General features: G+C 41.6%; 10 protein-coding genes. All 10 read right to left on the bottom strand.

Annotated features, from left to right (window positions below; translation table 11 throughout):
* Positions 1 to 16 precede the first annotated feature (16 nt).
* Positions 17 to 1,780 (bottom strand): RagB/SusD family nutrient uptake outer membrane protein, encoded by a 1,764-nt coding sequence (locus B9A18_RS10005; RefSeq protein ID WP_084289155.1) that lies wholly within the window; start codon positions 1,778 to 1,780, stop codon positions 17 to 19.
* Between the two features lie 10 nt (positions 1,781 to 1,790).
* The gene (locus tag B9A18_RS10000; protein WP_084289154.1) at positions 1,791 to 4,865 is read right to left on the bottom strand and encodes a SusC/RagA family TonB-linked outer membrane protein; all 3,075 of its coding nucleotides are present in this window, start codon (positions 4,863 to 4,865) and stop codon (positions 1,791 to 1,793) included.
* Between the two features lie 19 nt (positions 4,866 to 4,884).
* Positions 4,885 to 6,585 carry a RagB/SusD family nutrient uptake outer membrane protein gene (locus tag B9A18_RS09995; protein ID WP_084289153.1) on the bottom strand — a complete coding sequence of 567 codons (1,701 nt, stop codon included), beginning with the start codon at positions 6,583 to 6,585 and terminating at the stop codon, positions 4,885 to 4,887.
* 11 nt (positions 6,586 to 6,596) lie between these two features.
* A complete protein-coding gene (locus B9A18_RS09990; protein WP_084289152.1) occupies positions 6,597 to 9,593 on the bottom strand; it encodes a SusC/RagA family TonB-linked outer membrane protein in 2,997 nt (998 codons plus the stop codon).
* Positions 9,594 to 9,755: 162 nt separating this feature from the next.
* On the bottom strand, positions 9,756 to 11,468 hold the full coding sequence (locus tag B9A18_RS09985; protein WP_084289151.1) for an FAD-dependent oxidoreductase: 1,713 nt from the start codon (positions 11,466 to 11,468) through the stop codon (positions 9,756 to 9,758).
* A 24-nt stretch (positions 11,469 to 11,492) separates the two neighbouring features.
* Positions 11,493 to 13,187, bottom strand: a complete 1,695-nt coding sequence (locus B9A18_RS09980; protein ID WP_084289150.1) for a RagB/SusD family nutrient uptake outer membrane protein — start codon at positions 13,185 to 13,187, stop codon at positions 11,493 to 11,495.
* A 4-nt stretch (positions 13,188 to 13,191) separates the two neighbouring features.
* Positions 13,192 to 16,266 (bottom strand): SusC/RagA family TonB-linked outer membrane protein, encoded by a 3,075-nt coding sequence (locus tag B9A18_RS09975; RefSeq protein ID WP_084289149.1) that lies wholly within the window; start codon positions 16,264 to 16,266, stop codon positions 13,192 to 13,194.
* Between the two features lie 30 nt (positions 16,267 to 16,296).
* Positions 16,297 to 17,535, bottom strand: a complete 1,239-nt coding sequence (locus tag B9A18_RS09970; RefSeq protein ID WP_084289148.1) for a sugar MFS transporter — start codon at positions 17,533 to 17,535, stop codon at positions 16,297 to 16,299.
* 2 nt (positions 17,536 to 17,537) lie between these two features.
* Positions 17,538 to 18,734: a n-acyl-d-glucosamine 2-epimerase gene (locus tag B9A18_RS09965; RefSeq protein ID WP_084289147.1), complete on the bottom strand. Its 1,197-nt coding sequence runs from the start codon at positions 18,732 to 18,734 to the stop codon at positions 17,538 to 17,540.
* Positions 18,735 to 18,743: 9 nt separating this feature from the next.
* Entirely contained in the window at positions 18,744 to 20,879 is a 2,136-nt protein-coding gene (locus B9A18_RS09960) for a hypothetical protein (RefSeq protein ID WP_200816343.1), read from the bottom strand.
* Positions 20,880 to 20,990 lie beyond the last annotated feature (111 nt).

Here is a 20,990-nt window from a genome sequence, read left to right as displayed (position 1 = left end):
ATTAAAAAATTAAGTTTTAATATCCCGGATTTTGAATAAGACTTTGATTTTTATCAATTTCAAGCTGATCTATTGGAAATAAATAATTCGGCTTAAGAAATTTGAGTTTACTATTGGCATGATTAATTGGTAAAACCTCATAAGTATATACGTTGTTCGATATCCTTGTTACCTTTAATGCCTCCAACTGCAAGTTATTCAGCGCCTGCTCCGCTATTTTCCAACGCCTTAAATCCCAAAAACGATGTTCTTCAAATGCAAATTCGACGCGTCTTTCGTTCTGTAACACCACCCGCATTTCATCAGCATTCATATTAGGCTTCAGCCCGTATAAGCCATCCGCACCCGGAAGAATTCCTGCCCTTTGACGAATAAGCTTTAACTGATCATAGGCCTTACTGATCTCATTCAACTCATTGCTGGCTTCCGCATAAGAAAGTAAAACTTCTGCATATCGAATAATCGGAAGACATCTTTCGGTATTACTTCCCCCATTCCAGGCCGTATTTTCTTCCTGCATTTTTCTCCAGAAATAACCTGTATGGTATTGCCGGGTGTTAAACCCATCCAATGCGGCGCCAACATATGTATAAACAGGAATTTTGGTATTAGTGGGGCCGTTATGCCATAAAGTACCATTAAAAGCAAGGGTATAATTAAACCTGGGATCACGATTACTAAAAGGATTATCCTTGTTATAGGCAGAGCCCTGTTCGTTAATTCCTTTTCCATTGATCATCCCAAACGCCTGTGCCAGGTTATGGGTTGGCATTGATCGCAGTGAAGAATTCCTACTTGGTGCAAAAAAGTCAGCTTCAAGATCTCTGTTCAATGGTAAATTATACTGCATGATATACTCATTATTCATCCGCTTTAAAAACACCCTGCTAAAACTATATCCAGCCGGATTTGTACTCGCATCAGGATCTGTATATAAACTATAAACATTTAAGTTCATTACATCTAAAGCCGCTTTTTGCGCAAGGAGCCACCTGCTTTTATCGTAATTAACATAACCCGCAACTGCTGTCTTCTCAGCGCCAGCACCAAGTTCAGCACCAATATTTCCGCCGTTAAACAGCGGACTTGCGGCATACAATAACACCCTGGCTTTTAAGGCAAGGGCAGCCCCCCTGGTAGTCCTGCCAAAATCGTTCCCTAAATATCCTGGAGGTAAATCAGGAGCAGCAGCAGCTAATTCCGCAACAATATAATTTACCGTTTCCTCATAGGTACTTCTTTTTTCACGGAACTCGTGATTAACATCAATTACAGCATCCCCAATAAGAGGAATCCCCCCGAAGTACCTGAGTAACGAAACATAATACCAGGCTCTTAAAAACCTCGCTTCAGCCCTAAGCCTTTTAATTTTAGCGGCAGACAAAGGAGAACGATTTACATTGGCCAGGAAAACATTGGCCAGTCTTATACTTTTATAAGGCACACTCCAGGAAGTAGTATATGGACTATTTGACATAGGCGATAATGTTCCACTCACAATAGGATGAATGGCTCCATTATTAATAGAAGCACTGATGGCGTCATCAGTAACGTCTGTATTGCCGCTTCTTGTACTTGCATATTTCCTATACTCCCAGTTAAAAGCCACATCGGCATATAGCCCGGTTAAAAACTCGTGGGTTAAAGTGCTGTCGGAAAAGGTTTTTTCTTTATTTAAATCTGTTGTTTCGGTTTTATCCAATAAATCAGCGGCTTTCCTGCAGGCAGAGATACCAAGCACAAAAACAATAACCAATAAACTTATATTTATTTTATTCATGTCCTTCTAATTAAAATGTTACCTGCAATCCTAAATTGAATATCTTCTGCTGTGGGTAAGCCTGTATGGCAGAGCCAGAAGCACTTTCCGGATCGAGGTTATAGATATTTTTATCCTTTAGCATCCAGGTATACAAATTATTACCGTTCGCATAAATCCTCAGCCCATTAAGGTAAATGCCCTTTGCCCATTCCTTTGGAATATCGTAAGCAATTTCAGCACTTTTAATTCTGAGGTAATCCCCCCGCTTGTTCCAGAAGTCCGAAACATAAGTATTGGGATCATTTACCGTACCTATCCAGCTTGGCATTAAACGTGGTAGAGCGGCATCCTGATTTTCCGGTGTCCATGCATCCTGGTGAATGGATCGCAGGTTAGCTATAAAAGGAACAATCTGAGTCGATAACGATCTTATGGTAAAATTGGTAGCAGCCTGTAAAGTCAAAGCCATGCTAAAACCTTTATAAGAAAGGCCAAAGTTTAGCCCGTAAATTGTATTTGGCATATTGGGATATTCCAGGCGAATTCTATCTTTCTGATCAATAATTCCATCTCCATCAAGATCTTTATATTTCAAGTCACCTGGTGCCACTATAATTCCGGCAGGTTTCGGGCTACTCGCTACATCAGCATCATCTTTGTAAAAACCATCTGAAACATAGCCTAAAACCCGACCAAGGTACCCGCCTGTCTGCGCCTGCCAGGGAACAATCGGTGCAGCTTCATCGGCCTTTACGATCTTGCTTTTTGCAACAGAAACGTTTCCATTAACAGAAAAATTCAACTGTCCTATGCGGTCCCGGTAAGTCGCATCTAACTCTACCCCCTTCATTCTCAAGCTCGCATTATTAGATATAGGGAAAGCTACGCCAGCATACACTGGAATACTTTGTCTTGCTCTTAAAATATTATACCGGTATCTGTTAAACACATCTGCCGACATTTTAAATTTTCCTCTAAAAGCATTCAGATCCACACCGATATTAGCAGAGCGCTCCAGCTCCCACCGTACATTCAAATTCTCAAGTGTGCCTTCATTCAACCTGGCCGCATTAGCCGTAGTACTTCCAGCCGATTCACCGAAAGAATAAGCACCGGTAGTACGGGTATAAATCTGTTCGAAGGCATACGTTGAAGTGCCTACATCATCATTCCCCAGAAGCCCATAAGAAGCCCTGATTTTTAACAGGTCAATAAACTTAAAAGTTTTCTTAAAGAAACGCTCTTCCGACAGATTCCATCCTACAGATCCCGCAGGAAAAAAGGCATAACGGTTATCCGTCAAAAACTTATCCGTTCCATTATACCCGGCTGTAAACTCTGCGATATACTTCTTATTAAAATCATAACCAGTCCTGAAACTGTATCCTCTGAAATTTGCCGGCGGATTCTCACCCGCTTCATTCGCAAAAAAATTGGTCAGTACCAGACCATAAACATGGTGACTACCCTTAAATGTTCTATCGTAATTCAAACTGGCCTGCATGTTCATACGCTTAATCATATCATCCGAAGTGTATGCTAAATCCAGCTTAGGCATTCGGGTAGTTGCCGGATCAAATACAGCATAAGAATCATTTTTCGAATCATAAACAAAAGAAGGGAACGCCCCCCTGGTCAGATTACGGTTGTAACCGTGAGCAGTGCTGTACCCAAAAAGGCCTTTCAAAAACAAACCATTGGTTAAGGCCGACAAATCCAGCTTTCCTGAGATATTAGCCATGATGCCATTACTATATTTTCTTTGATAACCCAAATGTGTCATTCTGCCAACCACATTATAAGCTAGCCTTGCCAATTGAGCAGAGTTATTTCCTCCATAGGAACCGTCGGGGTTATAAACCGGATAAGCAAATGGCGGTAGCCGGGCATAATCATTCAGTTCAAAAAAAGGATTGTTGGCGGTCCCCCTTAACCAGGGCGTGTTCTGTTCACCAGTATAACCGGATAAGTCTACACTTACTGTAAATTCCTTAGTCGCCTTAATATCAATATTCGAGCGGAAATTATATCGCTTGTAGTAGTAATTCGAATTAAACTCAGATGCTTCCGTACTGAAATCTTTCATGATGCCGTTTTGGTACAACTGACCAATAGTTACAAAATACTTAGCCTTCTCAGTTCCTCCGGATATATTCAGGTTATTACGGATCTGTGTGGAATGTTTTTTCAATATTGTTTCCGACCAATCTACGTCCGGATAACCGTAAGGATCCGTACCATCCCTGTAGGCTGCTATAGCTTCGTCCGAAAACGGCATAGTAGCTGCCGAAACATTTGTTGCAGCCTGATTTGCCAACACAGCGGTCTCATAAGAGTTTAAAAACTTTAAAGGGAAAGTTGGAGTCTGCGCACCCGCTTCAGACCTAAAACTAATCTGAGGTTTTCCTAACTGGCCTCTTCTGGTCGTAATCAGTACCACGCCGTTTGCACCTTTCACACCGTAAACCGCCAGGGTCGAAGCATCTTTCAATATGGTAACGCTCTCTATCTGATCGGCATCAAGATCACTCAGTGCCAGCGGATATTCTACATCATCAACAATCACCAATGGAGTTACGGCACCCAAATAACTATTAGCTCCCCTAATGCTAAAACCCGAAGCATCACTCCCCGGCTGTCCGCTGCGTTGCTGACTGGTAAAACCGGGCAACCGGCCCATCAACGTATTCTGAATGCTTGCCGAAGGATTCTGTCTAATCTCGGCGCCTGAAATCTGGCTGATTGCACCTGTGTTGGTGATCTTACTCTTGGTACCAAAACCAACCACAACAACCTCCTCCAAGCCTTTGGTATCCTGTAACAGCCTAACATTTACGCTGCTTTTCCCGGCCATATTAATTTCCTGGCTGAGATAACCAACCATTTTAACCACAATAACCTGTGTACTGCCTTTCAAGGTAAGTGAAAAAGAGCCGCTATTGGTTGTCGCATCACCATTAGACGTTAATTCTTTTTCATAAACCAAAGCTCCTGGTAATGGCCCGGTCTGGTCCGTCACTGTACCTGTAATCTTTCGTTGCTGGCCATATACCACAGCCACACAAGCAAGGTATATAAAAACAAAAAGTGTATATTTTTTCATTGTTGTTTCTCTTAAGTAATTACCAGCCTGAATTCTGAACCATATTCTTATTCTTTAATACTTCGCTATTTGGAATAGGATACATGTACATGCGCGGGCTGTTAAATACAATTTTCCCGGCAACAAAACGCTGATAGCCAAAAGTTGTGGCACCTGTTTTGGTGATTCTCATGCCTTGAAGATCTTTATTGAATTCCTGTTCAGCAATTTTCCATCTGCGCACATCCCAGTACCGTTGTTCCTCAAGACAAAGTTCTATACGGCGCTCATTGCGGATAAAATTACGGGCCTCCGTTTTATTCATTGTTGCCGGAACACCATAAGCATTTGCCAGTTGCAGTCCCGCCCTTTTTCTAATATCTTTCAGGATCTGATAAACTTCTGCAGGTGGAACGATATTGAACTCATTAAGTGCTTCTGCATACATGAGCATAACGTCCGCATACCGAAAGATATTGAAGTTCAAATGTTGCAAGCTATATTCTGCGGAGGTGGTAAAATGAGCCATGAACTTTCGTGTATAATAACCTGTTTTGGTTTGTACTAAATTGGTAGTATTGGGTTTATCTAAGCCCCCCTCAAAAGTTTCTACACCTCGGTTCAGCCATTTTAATCCATTGTAAAGTATTGCCTTATCCAGGCGTGGATCTCTGGAAGCATAAGGATTATCTTTATTATAAGAGACATCTGTAATAGGCTTTCCGCTAATCATAGGAAAGGCATCAACCAAGTCCTGTGTAGGACTTGTTAAGCCCTGACCTTTTGTGTTGGCCGTATTAAAGCCAATAGGTCCATTTAATAATGGAATATCCCGATTGGTTGGCCTCAGATAAGAAAAAATGACTTCGTTATTTCTCCTCTGGATAAAAAGGTTATTCCCACTTTCCAACGAATAAATCCCTAAATCCATTACATCTTTCGCAGCCAGAGCAGCCTTTTGCCATCTGCCTGCATCAAAGTTCGGGTAGCCCTGTAATGCATCATTGGCCGGATTTCCATCACTTAGTGCAATATTTCCACCATTATATAATTCACTGGCGGCATAATTCAACACCTTAGCTTTTAGCGTCAGGACAACACCTTTCGACACCCGTCCCCAATCTGTAAGGCTTACAGGATCAGGCCTCGCTGTACTTTTAACAGCATCACATTCACTTACAATATAGTTTACGCATTCTTCAAACGAATTACGTTTAGGTTCTACCTTATCCGCCACCTTATAAACCGTATCACCAATCAAAGGCACACCGCCATAACGCTTAACAAGCTCAAAATAAAACATTGCCCGCAAAAAGCGTGCATCGGCCTTCCAGTTGTTTTTCACCTCATCCGTTAACGGAACAACATCAATTTTTGAAAGAAATATATTCGCTTTTCGGATAGCCAGATACTGCTCATTCCAAACCCCATCAGGGTTAGAGACCACACTGCTCAATCTACCTGATCTTAACACATCAATGCTTGTATTATCCCTCGATGGTATAGCATCATCTGTTGCCACATCCAACATGTCGTTACCAATACGGTTAAAACCATCTGGAAGATGGGTGTACACATTATTCAAGAATTGAATAGCCAATGTTCCCGCCGGGTCATTCGGATCAAAAATATAATCCTCAGTATATTCTTCCAGTGGTTCTTTCTCCGGATCCATTTTAGAACAGCTCATCTGCACAAACAAGACGCCTGCTAAAAGACTTAAGTATATGATCTTTTTCATGTTCTTTTCAATTAAAATTTAACATTGATACCTCCTGAGAAAATTCGTGGCGTTGGATAACCACCAGAATAAACCTCAGGATCAAGATCCAATGCATTCATATCAGAGCCGGTAAACAGATTCGTCCCATTAAAAAAGACACGTGCCGTAGCCAGACTGATTTTTTTAGTCAGTGAGGCCGGGATGGTATAACCAAGCTCTATGCTTTTCAAACGGAAGTAATCACCAGATCTTAACCAATAGGAAGAATTAGCCTGATTGTTAATATTTGTGCCAATGGTTAAACGTGGATAGGTAGCATTTACAGCATTTTCAGGTGTCCATCTATTTAAATGATGTGCGAAAGCCTGGGCTGTACCATTGTTTTCAAACTCCCAGACACTTGCACCGGTATACCAAACCTGCCTGTTTTCAACTCCCTGTATCAATGCATTCAGATCAAATCCTTTTACATTAAATCCAAAGGTGAGTCCGTAGTAAACCAGCGGCTTCTGATGGCCAATAGCAGTAACATCGTTGGCATCTATGATGCCATCACCGTTCAGGTCTTTATATCTAATATCTCCGGCCTGAGGTGTATAGCCAACCACAGCAGGACTGCCAGCCGCTTCGCTATTGGATTGGAACAAACCTTCGGCAACGTACCCGAAAGGTTGCCCGACAGGCAAACCAGTCCTCATTTGCCATGGATAGTTAGGCTGAAGCTCGTCGCTAAATACATTAGTGCTTTTTAGAATGGTCAAATTAGGTTGTATAAAGTAACTTAATGATCCTGCCTTATCCTGGTAAAGCAATTGAAACTCGGCACCAGTCCTCTTCACCTTACCAATATTTAGACTTGGATAGTTTCCTCCAAAAACGGCCGACCTCGTACCTGGTGCCTGCAACAGGTCGTAGAAATTATGAACAAAATAATCTGCCTTTACAGACAACCTTTGCTCAAAGAAACCAATATCAATACCGGCATTTAATTTCTTTGCTTTTTCCCAGGTTATCAAAGTATTCGCGGGTACATTTGATGCTCCCTGAGCGATCCCTTGAGCATTTGTAGGCGTATTGGCTATATTGTAGGAAGATCCCAGAACATAGTATTGGTTGTATACATAATAACCGGCATTAGCATTACCTGTCAAGCCATAAGTTGCACGTAATTTCAGCTGACTAAGCCAGTCCGAACCTTTAAGAAAACCTTCTTCAGAAAGGTTCCAGCCCAAACCAAATGCAGGAAAAAAGCCATACCGTTGATTTTTTGGATAGCGTTCTACACCGTTATATCCGAAAGCAAATTCAGCCAGGTATTTTTCGTCAAAATTATAAGAAGCCCTACCGGCAATTCCTCTAAAATTTTCCTGCAGGTTATCACCATTCTGAACATTATCATTACTCGCATTAAAGAATAAATTAAGCCCATGTGTACCAAAATCTCTATCATAACCCAACGCCAATTCAGTATACAACATCCGATAGCGGGAATTTACACCACCTTGGTTCACCATTGCTGTTGCTACAGGCCCGCTTCTGGTATAAGAGGTATCGGCAGCATTTATCGACATCTTAAATACTTCAAAAGTTTTACTTCTTGTAATATTTTCGAGTAAATAGCTTTTATAAGCAGCTGTTGCCCTGGCCCATAACCCAGTCGTAAGTGATTTCAAATCTGCCTTCAAACTAAGATCTGCTTTATATTCTGATTGCGTATATGGCCTATAGCCGGAACTAATGGTCTGCCCCAGAATATTAGAAGTATAATTGTTGTCTCCCCCGTACGACCCATCTGCATTGTGCACAGGGTAAGCATTATTGGGGGTTTTTAAAATATTAGCAAAAATTGTGGGTACGGTTGATCCAGGTTCATTACCATTTTGAATCTGTGCGCCCAGGTTAACTGCGGCCGTTAATATTTTAGTAATGTCAACACTTACATTTGTTCGGAAACCGTACCTTCTAAAATCAGCATTCGTATTGTAGGAATTTGTCGGGGAAGTTTTTAACAGGCCTCCCTGATCCAGATAATCAAGATTCACAAAATACCGGGAGATCTTGCCACCACCAGCTACCGCCAGATCGTAACGGCTAAAAGAGGAGTGTTTTTTCAATATTTCGTCGTACCAGTTTACATTGGGATAGCTTAAAGGATTTGAATTGCTTTTATAGGCAGTAAGCGCTTCCTGGGTATATATCGGTTGCAAACCGGCATTTGCTCTGGCCTCATTATATAATAATCCATAATTGTAGGAATCTAAAAGTTCTGGAAGTTTTAGAGGTTGTTGGATCCCGGACTGCAGCTTAAATGATATGCGTTGGGCTTCTTCCCTTCCCTTTTTAGTGATAATGTAGAGTATTCCATTAGCAGATCTGCTTCCCATCATCACTGTGGAAAGCGCATCTTTCATCAGTGTAACAGATTCAATCTGTTCAGGATTAATAGCGCCAAAGCTCTGGGGAGTACCATCTACCATTACCAGAGGACTGTTACCTCTTAAACTAAGGGTAACATTATCCCCTCCGGGCTCACCAGAGGCCTGATTACCGTATAAACCGGTCATTCTTCCCACCAACAATCCTGCAGTTGTCCTGGAATTTGTCTGTTCCAGCTCGCTGGTATAGATTTCCGATACCCCAGATACCGACAATTTTCTTTTTTGCGGTTTTCCAAACAAAACGCTGTAAGTAGTATCAGCACCCAGAGGATTATCGAACAGTACCAGATTAATTTCTCGCTGTTCATTCACAATTATTCGCCTGGTTATAAAACCGCTAAGTGAAAAAGTCAGCTTCTCCCCTTTTACAGTACTTATTGCAAACTTCCCTTGTTCGTTCGTAGATACAACTGCATTGTTGCCGGTCGACAACACCTTAACATTTGGGATGGCCAAATTAAACGAAGCAGAACGTACCGTACCCGAAACCGTTATCTGCTGAGCCCAAAGATCGCTCGGACGGGCCAGCATGAACAGCAAAAAAAGCAATATCCTAAAGACATTAAGCCCTGAGTAGTTTTTCTTCATAAAGTTAATATTTGGTTAGTGGTTTAGTTTTATTAGAGAAAAATAGATCACCCCAATGGCAATACAATCCCCTTATAGCATTTACAATGCTATTTCAATATTTAAATAAGATGGCTTTAAAATGTATGCGCTAAATTTTAAAGCCATTATTGACCCAATACATTAACTTTTAGGCCACTCCGTTTCTATTCCTTGCGACCGAACAAAATGCTGAAATTCAGCAAGAAATTCCTTTTTCTCCCTCACTTCACGTGGAGTTACATTTTTCTGTCTGGCAAAATGTACAAGTAACCCAACTGCCTCGCCAACGCTCCATTCAACGGGATGCAATCGGTAACAGCCATTGGTAATATGTGTAGTTCCAATATTTTTATTTGCAGGAAGGATATTATCCATTTTTACAGGCAACAACGCGCCTAAAGGGATCTGAAATCTCAGGGAACCAAAATCTACATAATTCACCTTATCACAACTAGGATGCAGGTCGATATGATAATACCCAGTTCCCACACTGTCATAAAAAGGGGCTGCTATATTTTTTTCACCTGGCTTTGCTACCAGAGCTCTGTTTTGTGCACCCACATGCTCTTCCAAAACTGTAAACACCGCCTTTATTCGTCTTGATTCACGGATGTAAGGATATTTTGCCAATCCATCTTCCGTACCCATGATATCCTTCCGCAGTCTCACTCCTGGAAATCCTTTCCCGCCATCCCCACGTGGGGCTTCTGTTTGCAGCCAGTACAGCAACGACAAACTGAGTTGTTTAGCAGCAGCATAATGTTTATTGAATTCTCTTTCAGAAGCACCGATCAAATTACCCAGCATATAATCATTCTGTGGCCAGTTCACAATGGTAACATCACCTGAATAAGTGCCCGCAGCAAAGTTATCTTTGTTAATAATCTTACGGTAATTCCATAAATTCAATACCTCATCCATTTTCCTGCCATCCGGATCGAAGCCTAATTTCTTAGGCTTCAAGGTTTTTGGATCTGAGTAATGTAACTCCAACAATTTCCCTGCCCATGGCGGGCTCAATTGAGGAACATGATTGCTCCAGAAATCGTAATCCCGGGGCTTTTCAATCACATGATTTTCACCCGCTACATAGTCAATAGCAAAACAGGCCGTAAATGCCTGGTTATTATTTGGATTGGCAACTTCCGGCGCATGTAATTCATTTGTTTGCTGTTTAGATTCTGTTCCTGTAACATACTCCGTACCTGTCATTGGCAATAAATCACCCATTTCAGTTGCATCTACAAAATATGAAGCAGATAACGTTACAGTCCGATTTGTCCGTAAAGATTTAGCAACTAAAGATTGTACTCTAACTCCTTTCACTGAAGCCTTTATAACCTTATGCTCCAGTAATAACACTAATTTGCCAGAGCTGATATAAGGAGCCAGCATATTATTTAAAACAGCCAGAGCCACCCTTGGCTCATGGCATAATTTGGATACGGATCCATCACCAGGATTTAATAAGGAATTGTTCCTGGCTGTTTCAGTTAAAGGGTAGTTCTTTTTATAGTAATCTCTTACAGCATTTCGGAAATCACGATACATTTGGGTAGCTCCATGTGTCTCTATCCATCCATGCTCATCTGGTGGAACCCCTTGCTGCGTCAATTGTCCGCCAATCCAGTCCGTTTCTTCTGTCAAAATTACAGTTTGCTTATTCCTAAGCGACGACATTGCAGCTGCAAAGCCCCCCAGGCCTCCACCTGCAATTACAACATCAGCCACTAACTGGCTTTCACCGTTTTGCAGTGTCACTTCTTGAACCCTGGCTAAAGTCGCTCCAGGAACACCTATCACACCGGCCGTGGCCGAAACACCTAAAAGGCTTATAAAATTTCTACGTTTCATTCTAATATCTTAAACTAATAACTATTACCAATCCTTATTTTGACCAAGTCCGGGGTTTACATCCCGCTCTCCCTGTGGGATGGGTAACAAACTCAGCTTTGGAAACCAAAAACGGGTTTCCCGGGTATAACGGAGATCAATTTGACCTGTATAATCTGGAATACTGTTCAGATCATGAATAGCCGAAGTTTTGTAATTAGGTACCGGCGGAAGATTGGTTGCTGTTTTAGAGATACCAATTACCTTTCCTGGCATTACAAGCTCCGCAATTCCCCAGCGTCGGATATCAAACCACCTGAATCCTTCAACTGCCAACTCCACTGTACGTTCTCTCCTTACCAGTTTCCTGAGCTCATTCTGATCGCTTGCAATGGCTATTGGCACCACAGGCTGTTTTGCTCTTTGACGTACCAGATCTAAGGCAGTTTTCACAGTGGCATCTATCTTATTAGCTTCGATTTTTGCTTCGGCGTAAGTTAATAAGACCTCTGCATAACGCATCAAAATAAAATTCACTTTTGATTGAAAAGCATTTTCATCAGTCATTGTATATTTTGTCCACAAATAGCCCACACCACTTTTCGCCGGACCAAAAGCATTGTCAAAATCGGCATTTGTTTTTACCGACCAGGTACCATCGGCATTTAAAAACGATGTGGTGTTTTTATAGATATCATATACAAAAGTAACCAGGTTCATCGAAACTGTATCACCAGGTAAAGCAACCGTATATTTTAGTCTGAGGTCGCGTTTTTCCCTTGGCTTTTGTGCGTTATACACGGCCGATTCATCAATCCTTTTTCCATCCGTAGCTTCGAACATATCAACAAGACGCTGAGCAGGGAAGCGGCCCGACTGTCCACCCGCTGCTCTGGAAGCATTTCCTAAAGGAAGGTTGGTACGGGAGTTCACATCCGCATCGGTGTATAAAATTTCTAACATAATCTCTCCACCAGCATTAGGCTTCTGGCCACTCCTGGTAAACAAGTCCTGAAATTTCGGGTTCAATGATAAACCCGCATTATCTATGACCGATTTTGCTGCTGTTGCTGCAAGATCATAATCTTTATTATAAAGTGCTGTACGCGCCTTTAATCCCATAGCCACAGCCCTACTCACCCTTCCACGCTCAAAAGGAGCCCAGGTTAAAACTGCTCCGGCTTCGTCCAGTTCCTTATAAATAAAATTAATTATATCGGCCTTAGGTGCACGTACCTGGGTTTTAAATTCCTCAAGAGCAAGTGGTTTTGTGATCAACGGAACATCACCAAACATGAAAACCAGAAAATGATAAGCCCAGGCTCTTAATACTCTTGTTTCGGCCTGCATTCTATTATAAGCGGCAACAGGTACATTGGCTTTTGCCGCTTCCATACCAGTAAGCAACGTATTAGCACGCTGAATTTGCGTATAAGCATTTTTCCATAAGTTTGCGGGATGTGCATTATAGGTGTCAAATGTCCCCTCACCAAGATCATTTGCCCTTAAAATTGCCAGGTCGGCCCATGCATCAGTGGCCGACTGGTACGGCACCAATCCAAAATCCCAGTTTACAGATTTATAAATTGCCGTCAACGATACGTTGATTTCCTTATCATTTGTTAAAAATGTGGTAGTTGCCGGCACGTCAAGCGGATTTTTATCCAAAAACTTCTGGCAGCCAGCCAAACCTATCAGCGCACATACTAATGTCGATATATATACAATTCTCTTTTTCATGTTCCTAAAAATTTACGTTTAAACCTACAGTATACGTTTTCATGATCGGATAGAATTCTCCTGCAGTATCCTTTTGTTCAGGATCGAAACCCGGGAAATAATTGCTCCAGGTAACCAGGTTCTGTCCGCTCACATACAACCTGGCAGAGCTGAGTTTAACTTTCCCTGTTAATGATTTCGGTAAGGTATACCCCAACACTACATTCTTCAATCTTAAATAAGCACCAGAACGCATCCAGAACGATGAGGTTACATAATTGTTAGTAATGCTGTTCGCTGTTAAACGTGGGTAGGAGGCATTAGGATTGGAAGGACTCCAGTAATCCTTTTGATGTTCATAAATAGAGCCTTGAAAACTGGCAGAATAAAAAGGCTGCGAGCCAGTGCCTGATAAATAGTTATCCATTTTACCTACGCCTTGTAAGAACGCTGTAAAATCAAACCCTTTAAATTGGGCCGCAAGATTGAAACTGTATTCATAACGAGGAAAATAATTTCCCAACACTGAACGGTCGAATGCGTCAATTTTATTATCAGGTGCCCCGTTTGGTCCACTAATGTCCTTATAACGGATATCACCAGCCTTGGTATTGGCAAAATGAAATGGCGCGGCAGCTACTTCCGCGTCCGACTGAAACAGTCCGTCTGCGATGTAGCCATAATAGGAGTTATAGGCGTAACCTTCTTTAGTAATCACTGATCCGGAAATATACTCCTTACCGTTTAGGTTGGTGACCTCGTTTTTAACATCAGAAATATTTGCTGAAACCTGATAACTAAAATCGCTGACCTTATCTTTCCAGGTTAAACCAAGCTCCCATCCTGTGTTACGCATGGTTCCAACATTAATGAACGGAGGGTTCAAGCCTACATAATTCGGAATTACATCCAACATCAGCATGTTCCCTACATCCCTTCTAAAATAATCTGCAGTTACGGTAAGCTTGTTATTAACAAAGCCAAAGTCCCCACCAATATCCAGAACTTTAGAAGTCTCCCATTGAATATATGGATTAGATGCATTGGTAATAGCATAGCCATTATTGATTACATTATTAAAATAGTAAGGAAAAGTACCACTGTAATTTGAAACAGTAGGATAATAATCCTCCACTCCATCTCTTCTGATAGCCTGATTACCCAATTCACCATATGAAACCCGAATTTTGGCTTCATTTATTATGCCTGATAATCCTTTCCAGAAATCCTCATTAGATATTCTCCAACCGGCAGACATGGAAGGAAACAGCTGCCACCAGTTTTCTTTTATAAAACGGGATGAAGCATCGAAACGTCCATTTACTTCCAGCAAGTATTTTTCCTTGTAATTGTAATTGATCCTGCCATATGCCGACGCCATGTTCAGCGCTGCAGCACCACCTGACAAAGTTTGGCCAACTGCATCCCCTGCATTCAAATAAGGTAAACTTTCAGATATCAGGTTCTGACGGAAAGCGTTAACATAACTCGATTCAAATGTTTCAGTAGAAAAACCTCCCAAGAGCTTAATTTGATGATTACCAAACGCTTTGGAATAAGTGGCCTGTGTTCTGAAAAGGTTTCTGTCAGACTTAGACATATTGTCAAAAAGGGCATTAAATGCCGGCCATACGCGGGCAAAATTCAATTTATTGTTGGCTAAATCCGGCACATAAATATCATACTGTCCCTGTAGTTTCCTATTCTTGCTTTCAGCTGAGTTGGCACTATAGGTGGCCAGCAGTTCCAGTCCTTCAACTGGCTTATAAATTAAAGTACCGCTGATGATCTTTGAATCGTTAAACAACTTGTCAAACCCTCCGTCTTCCGCCTGCGCCGCAGGGTTAGTGTTCGACCAGCCTTCCCCCCATTGTCCACCATCAAACCTTCCTGGGGCAGTAGCTGGCAGCCCCAGCATATACCTGATGATACCGGTAGCCGAATTGTTACCCGGCCAGGTACGCTCAGATTTATTCAGCACCAAATCCATTGAAGCTGAAAGATTACGTGTTAAGGTTATATCTGTATTAAAACGCAGATCCTTTCTATTGAAATCTGTAATAGCCGTTAAGCCATTTTGTTTTAGAAAGCCACCCGAAGCAAACATTTTAATTTTGTCTGTTCCGGCCGAAATATTTAGGTTATGATTCTGCATCATTCCATTATTGGTGAGCACCAGCTTTTTCCAATCGGTATTAAACCTCGCAAAATTATCAGGTCCTAAACGTTCATAGTCTGCAATCTGCTGCGTAAATGCAGGTGGCAAACCACTGTTTACTTGCCCCACGTCCCATAATTTCATGTGGTCCAGAGCATTCACCTTTACCGGCAAATCAGTTGCTTCCTGTTTAGTTACGTAACCGCTATAATTTACTTTTACACCAGAACCACCTCTCTTAGTGGTTACAAGAATTACCCCATTTGCAGCTCTCGATCCATAGACCGCCGAAGCAGCCGCATCTTTCAGTACAGAAATACTTTCTATACTATTCGGATCAATTGCATCCAGACTCATCTCTACATTATCTACCAATACCAACGGATTTGAACCTGCATTGATAGACCCAATACCTCTTATACTGATCCCACCACCGTCGCCACCCGGCACACCCGACTGTTGTCTGATGGTTACCCCGGGGGCAGCCCCCTGTAATGCAAGCGAAGCTGATCCAACCTGCCTGTTGGTTAGCGCTTTTCCGTCAATTACAGAAACAGAGCCCGTTAAAGTGACCTTTTTCTGTGTTCCATAACCAATCACCACGACCTCACCTAATTGCTCACTGGATTCCTCCAATACCACTTTTGCAGCAGAAGAGCCACTGGCAATCATTTCTTTGGTTTTAAAACCTACAAATTTAAAAACGAGGATCGCATCAGGTTTAGCCACCTGTAACTCAAATCTGCCATCACCATTGGTTACAGTAGCAACTTTAGTGTTTTTCACCTGTACACTTACGCCAGGAAGGGATTGACCTTTAATATCCACGACCTGCCCTTTAAGCAGTAAATTCTGAGCGTTAACAACCGAAGGCAAGAAACCTGCTATAAAAAAAAACAACAGCACCTTCCATCTAAATTTGTGTAAAAATAGTTTAATCATACAGTTTGGTGGTTTAAAAAGGGTTTATATTTAGGTATTTGGCTTATAGCCGTTTATTCCATAGAAAACGATATAGAGGTAACACAATAAGGGTAATATAAAAGCAATGGTCCAGTTATAATGGTCTATCAATAAACCTTGTGAATACGAAATGATAGCCCCACCGGCGATAGCAGTTGACAAAAAACCTGAGGCCTGAGTCGTATATCTCCCTAAGCCGTTTACAGAAAGCGAAAAAATAACAGCAAACATGACTGCATTAAACAGGCCTACAGCAATCATACTCCATACGGCTAAGTATCCACTAGAAGCTAACGAAATCGCAATCATAAAAATCGCCGACACTGCACAGAAAACCAATACTTTGGAAGGTTTAAGGTAATTCAGAACAGCTGCACCAAAAAGCCTCCCCACGATCATACTGCCCCAGTAAAACGCAACATAAGTATTCGCTGCAGCTTCTGTGACTCCCAATGTAATGGCAATATAATTGGTTAAAAAAGTACCTATGGATACTTCTGCTCCAACATAAAAGAAAAGTGCGGGAATGCCCAGCTTAAGATTCCTGAAATCCAGAATACTTTTTTTGGAAACTGTTTCAGTTTCTGAAGTTTCAGCAGGATTACTTTTAATTTCCGGGAGTTTCATTACATATATGGCCCCTGCTATCAGCAACAACAAGGCTGTAATACCCAAGTATGGGTACTTTACGGCATCTGATGAAGATACCTGGTCCTGAACTCCAGAAAGAATAAAATAGGCACCGAAAACCGGCGCTATTGTAGTTCCAAGAGAGCCTATTCCCTGGATCAATGTAAATCTGGAAGAAGCCGTTTTAGCAGGTCCTAAAACTGTAATATATGGATTGGCAGCAACCTGTAAAATCACAATGCCTATAGCTAATACAAACAGTGCAGCCAGAAAAAGGTAATATTCATGCATAATAGAAGCCGGGTAAAACAATAAAGCGCCCATTGCCGCGATACAAAAACCGGTTACCATCCCATTTTTGTACCCAATTTTTTCTACAATTTTACCGGCCGGAATAGATACAATTCCATAGGTAAGAAAAAAGTAAAACTGAACCAGAGAAGACTGTGCATAGCTTAATGTAAAACTATTCTTAAAAAAGGGAACCAGCGTATCATTCAAACAGGTAATAAAACCCATCATAAAATAGAGGACACCAAGCGATATCAAGGCCGGCACGTAGCTTTGCTTACTGTCTATTTCTGCAACAACTACACTTTGAGGACTAAAATTTGCCATACTTATACAGATAAAATTGCTTTCTTTTTATCAATCAGTTCCAACACTTTCCAGCATTGATATAACCCGCGGGGAACATGGAAACATCCTTTCCATTTGCCACCTTTGGCAGGGGATAAAACCGCTCCTTGTCTGTTCAGATAACCAAACCATTCTCCATCTTGAGGGTCAGCAAAATGAGACCAGGTATATTCATGTACCTTCTCAAACCAATCCCAACAACGCTGGTCTCCGGTATACATATAGCCCTTTAGCATACATACCAGGGTTTCTACATGTACCCACCATAGCTTCTGATCCCACTCAAGTTGTAGCGGTGGGGCTCCCTTTACATCTTTAAAATATAAGATACCACCATGCTCCTTATCCCAGCCATATTCAAGAATATTCAATGAAATGTCAACTGCCTTTCTAATGAGTTCCGGATCAGACAGCTTATTTCCTAAATCCATCATGAACCACATAGCCTCCAGACCATGCCCCGGATTGATAAGCCTACCTTCAAAACAATCAACAAATTCTCCCTCTTCCGATACGTTCTCTAATATCAATCCAAGTTCCGGCTGATAAAAAACCTCCATCACCGAATGAATAGCATTCTTCATCGTACGCTGCACCAATTCAGGGTCAAGCAAAGTTTCCAGTTCCAAAACCAGGTTAGACAAGATCATGGGCAGAGAAAAGCTCTGCATAGACCTTGTTCCAGGATATAGCTTATTATAAATCCCCTTACTATTATCCTGTTTTCTTAAAATCCCATGAAATGTATCTACAGCTATTTTACCATAGCTTTCATTACCGGTAGCCACATACAATTGCCCAAAGGCCATACTGGCAAAACAATCAGAAAATATGTTGTAAGGTTGTACTAATGGATTTCCTTCCCTGTTCAAAGCAAAATACCAATTCCCGTTTGCATCACGTCCATTCAATTTCATAAATTCGGCACCCTGAATAGCGAAATCGAGCCACTCTTTTTTTTTCTCCACCTGGTTGTACAGCATAGCAAAACACCAGATTTGGCGGTTCTGTAACCAAACAAATTTGTCGGTATCATACACTTTACCTGTTTTATCGAGACAGGTAAAGAAGCCTCCGAATTTTTCATCGAATGAGTTTTTCAACCAAAAAGGGATCACATCATTCAGCAGATTATCGCGGTACTGCTGTATATAATTTTCTAATTTTTCAGATTGCATGTTAATTTATTATTTGGTTTTAAACATCAGTTCTGTAGTTAATTGCATAGAATTCTTTACCTCCGACTTTTTGGTCAGGTCCCAGAAGCTTTGGTTTTGTGAAGTTAACACCTGTGTTGCTACAATCCAGCTTTGTGTCCAACCACTTAATGTACCCCAAACACCCCAACCGGCATCAGCATTAGAGCCCCAATATTCCCAGCGTTTGTATTCAAACGCCCTGAACCAGGCTCCGTCCAGATCTTTGAATCTGTCACTTTTCACCTGTATCCTGGTCAGGAAATCTGATAACTTAGCCACCGCATCTTTATATTTTTTACTTCCGGTAGCATGGGCTGCTTCGTTTAAACTAAAAAAAGCAAAATTGCTGGTGTAAAGCATATCAGCAATAGGATCCCCGTTGCTAAAGATTAATGGAGCTTCATGTAAACCGTAAGCCTTGTTCGACTTGGTGCGACCGAATTTCCCCTTACCCTCACCTCCAAGTTCCTCTCTTATTGCGCCACTTTCAACCTGATTTTCGATCAATTTATTCACTAGAATATCCAACCATCTACGGTGCTCTTCTGTGTCTTCAATACGCAGCAGCCAGGCCAGTGGCAATATCATCCTTGCCCGCTCCTGTTGTATGCCGTTCGTCCATCTCCAATTATCAGGATAGGCTTCCATCGTCATTCTTATTGCCGTTTTTGTTTTTTCCAGCAGCGGCTTGTACCCCGTTTTACTGTAAAGCCATAAATAACAAGCCCAGGTCCAGGATTCAAAATGAGGTGCGTTGTTCACCACATCCCTATCCCAATAGTGTTTCCAGCCATTCTTCTGCAAGTCCTTATCTCCCAGTCGGTCACCTCTGTACCCAAATTTCCCGGTTGTTCTAAAATTTGCCATGATACCTTCCACCACCTCTTTATCCCATTTATCGGTATTCATATAAGCGGAAGCACCAATTATGCCCAACAAGGCACGTGCATTATCATCACCATAGTACACTCCAGGGTGGGTAACAGACCAGCCGATTAAGCCGAAAGAAGGACTGTTCTTATCATTTCTTTCACCCCCTCTTAAATTAGAATGGTGAAACATATAATCAATCAGTTTCCCTGCTTTTTTGTCATAACCATTTTTATGCAGCAGATTTCCCGCCGCTGCCAATGCAAAGCTAGCTTCGCCCTGCACATCAGCCCTAATCCAATAGCGGTATTGCTGCGAACCATTATGGTAAATTTTAGAAGCATGACCTTCCAGGATTCCAAGACTCCCGTCGCCGACCGGAAGTTTCTGATCCATCGGCGGTCCGAAAGGAGTTTCGCCGTTCCCCTGGTAGCCTAACCACATTTCCTTCCAGGAAGGATCCACAAATAATTTCGCCTTATTAAACCATTCTACACCAAGTTCAACACTTTTTCTTTTTGCATGAACAGGTAAAGGCTCATTAGGGCCATACATTGGGCTAACGTAAGAGGTCCAGCTGCTGAACTCGTATTGCTGTCCGGTCATTTTTTTTAGGATATATGACCAGACCTGCTTCCAAGCGTCGTTAGGACCATATCTGCCGGTAGCAAAATTGCTCAGCTTTGTGGTGGCAATGATCATATTATCCTTTTCAAATAGCAACGGATATTTAACAACATCATCAATCCCATATTCAGCTTTATCCAATCCCGCCACTTTGGCCAGCACAATAGCAGGGTTGTCGGCCTTGGCAGGCAATACATAGCAATCATTAATTCCTAAAATGCTCATAGGCTTTAAACCAGGTCCAAAAACCCCTGTAGCCACTACGCCTCGTTCCAGTTGCGTGTGCAACGGTTCAGAACCAATCTCTATTCCCGGTATCCGGTCTGTGTATTCAATATATAATTTCAATTTCTTAAGTCTGGCCTGATTAAAAAAATCAGTGTTGAGCTCCACTTTTTGCTTAGGATAATTGTCGGCAATTACAAATAAGATATCATTCGGTAACGTACCCGAAATAGCAGATAAAACATCGTTATATCTTTTGATTTTAAGTCCCTGCTTCTGCAGCAACACAAACAAATCATTGGAAGAACTTCCACAGAAAACAATTCCCGGTCCTGCCATTGCATTTATAGCCGGCAAAAGGAACATAACAAAAAAACAGTAAAGGATTAATTTAAGCTTCATTTTCTACTTTATATAAAATTTACATCTATTTTAATTTTTATAATAAAGATTGAGGCGGGGCACACTTAATCAGTTCAATCTTACTTTAAAGCGCAGTTCTTGATTTACGTT

This window comes from Pedobacter nyackensis (genome assembly GCF_900176505.1).
GTDB classification, from domain to species: Bacteria; Bacteroidota; Bacteroidia; order Sphingobacteriales; family Sphingobacteriaceae; genus Pedobacter; species Pedobacter nyackensis.
This window is presented reverse-complemented; position numbering and strand designations above follow the sequence as displayed.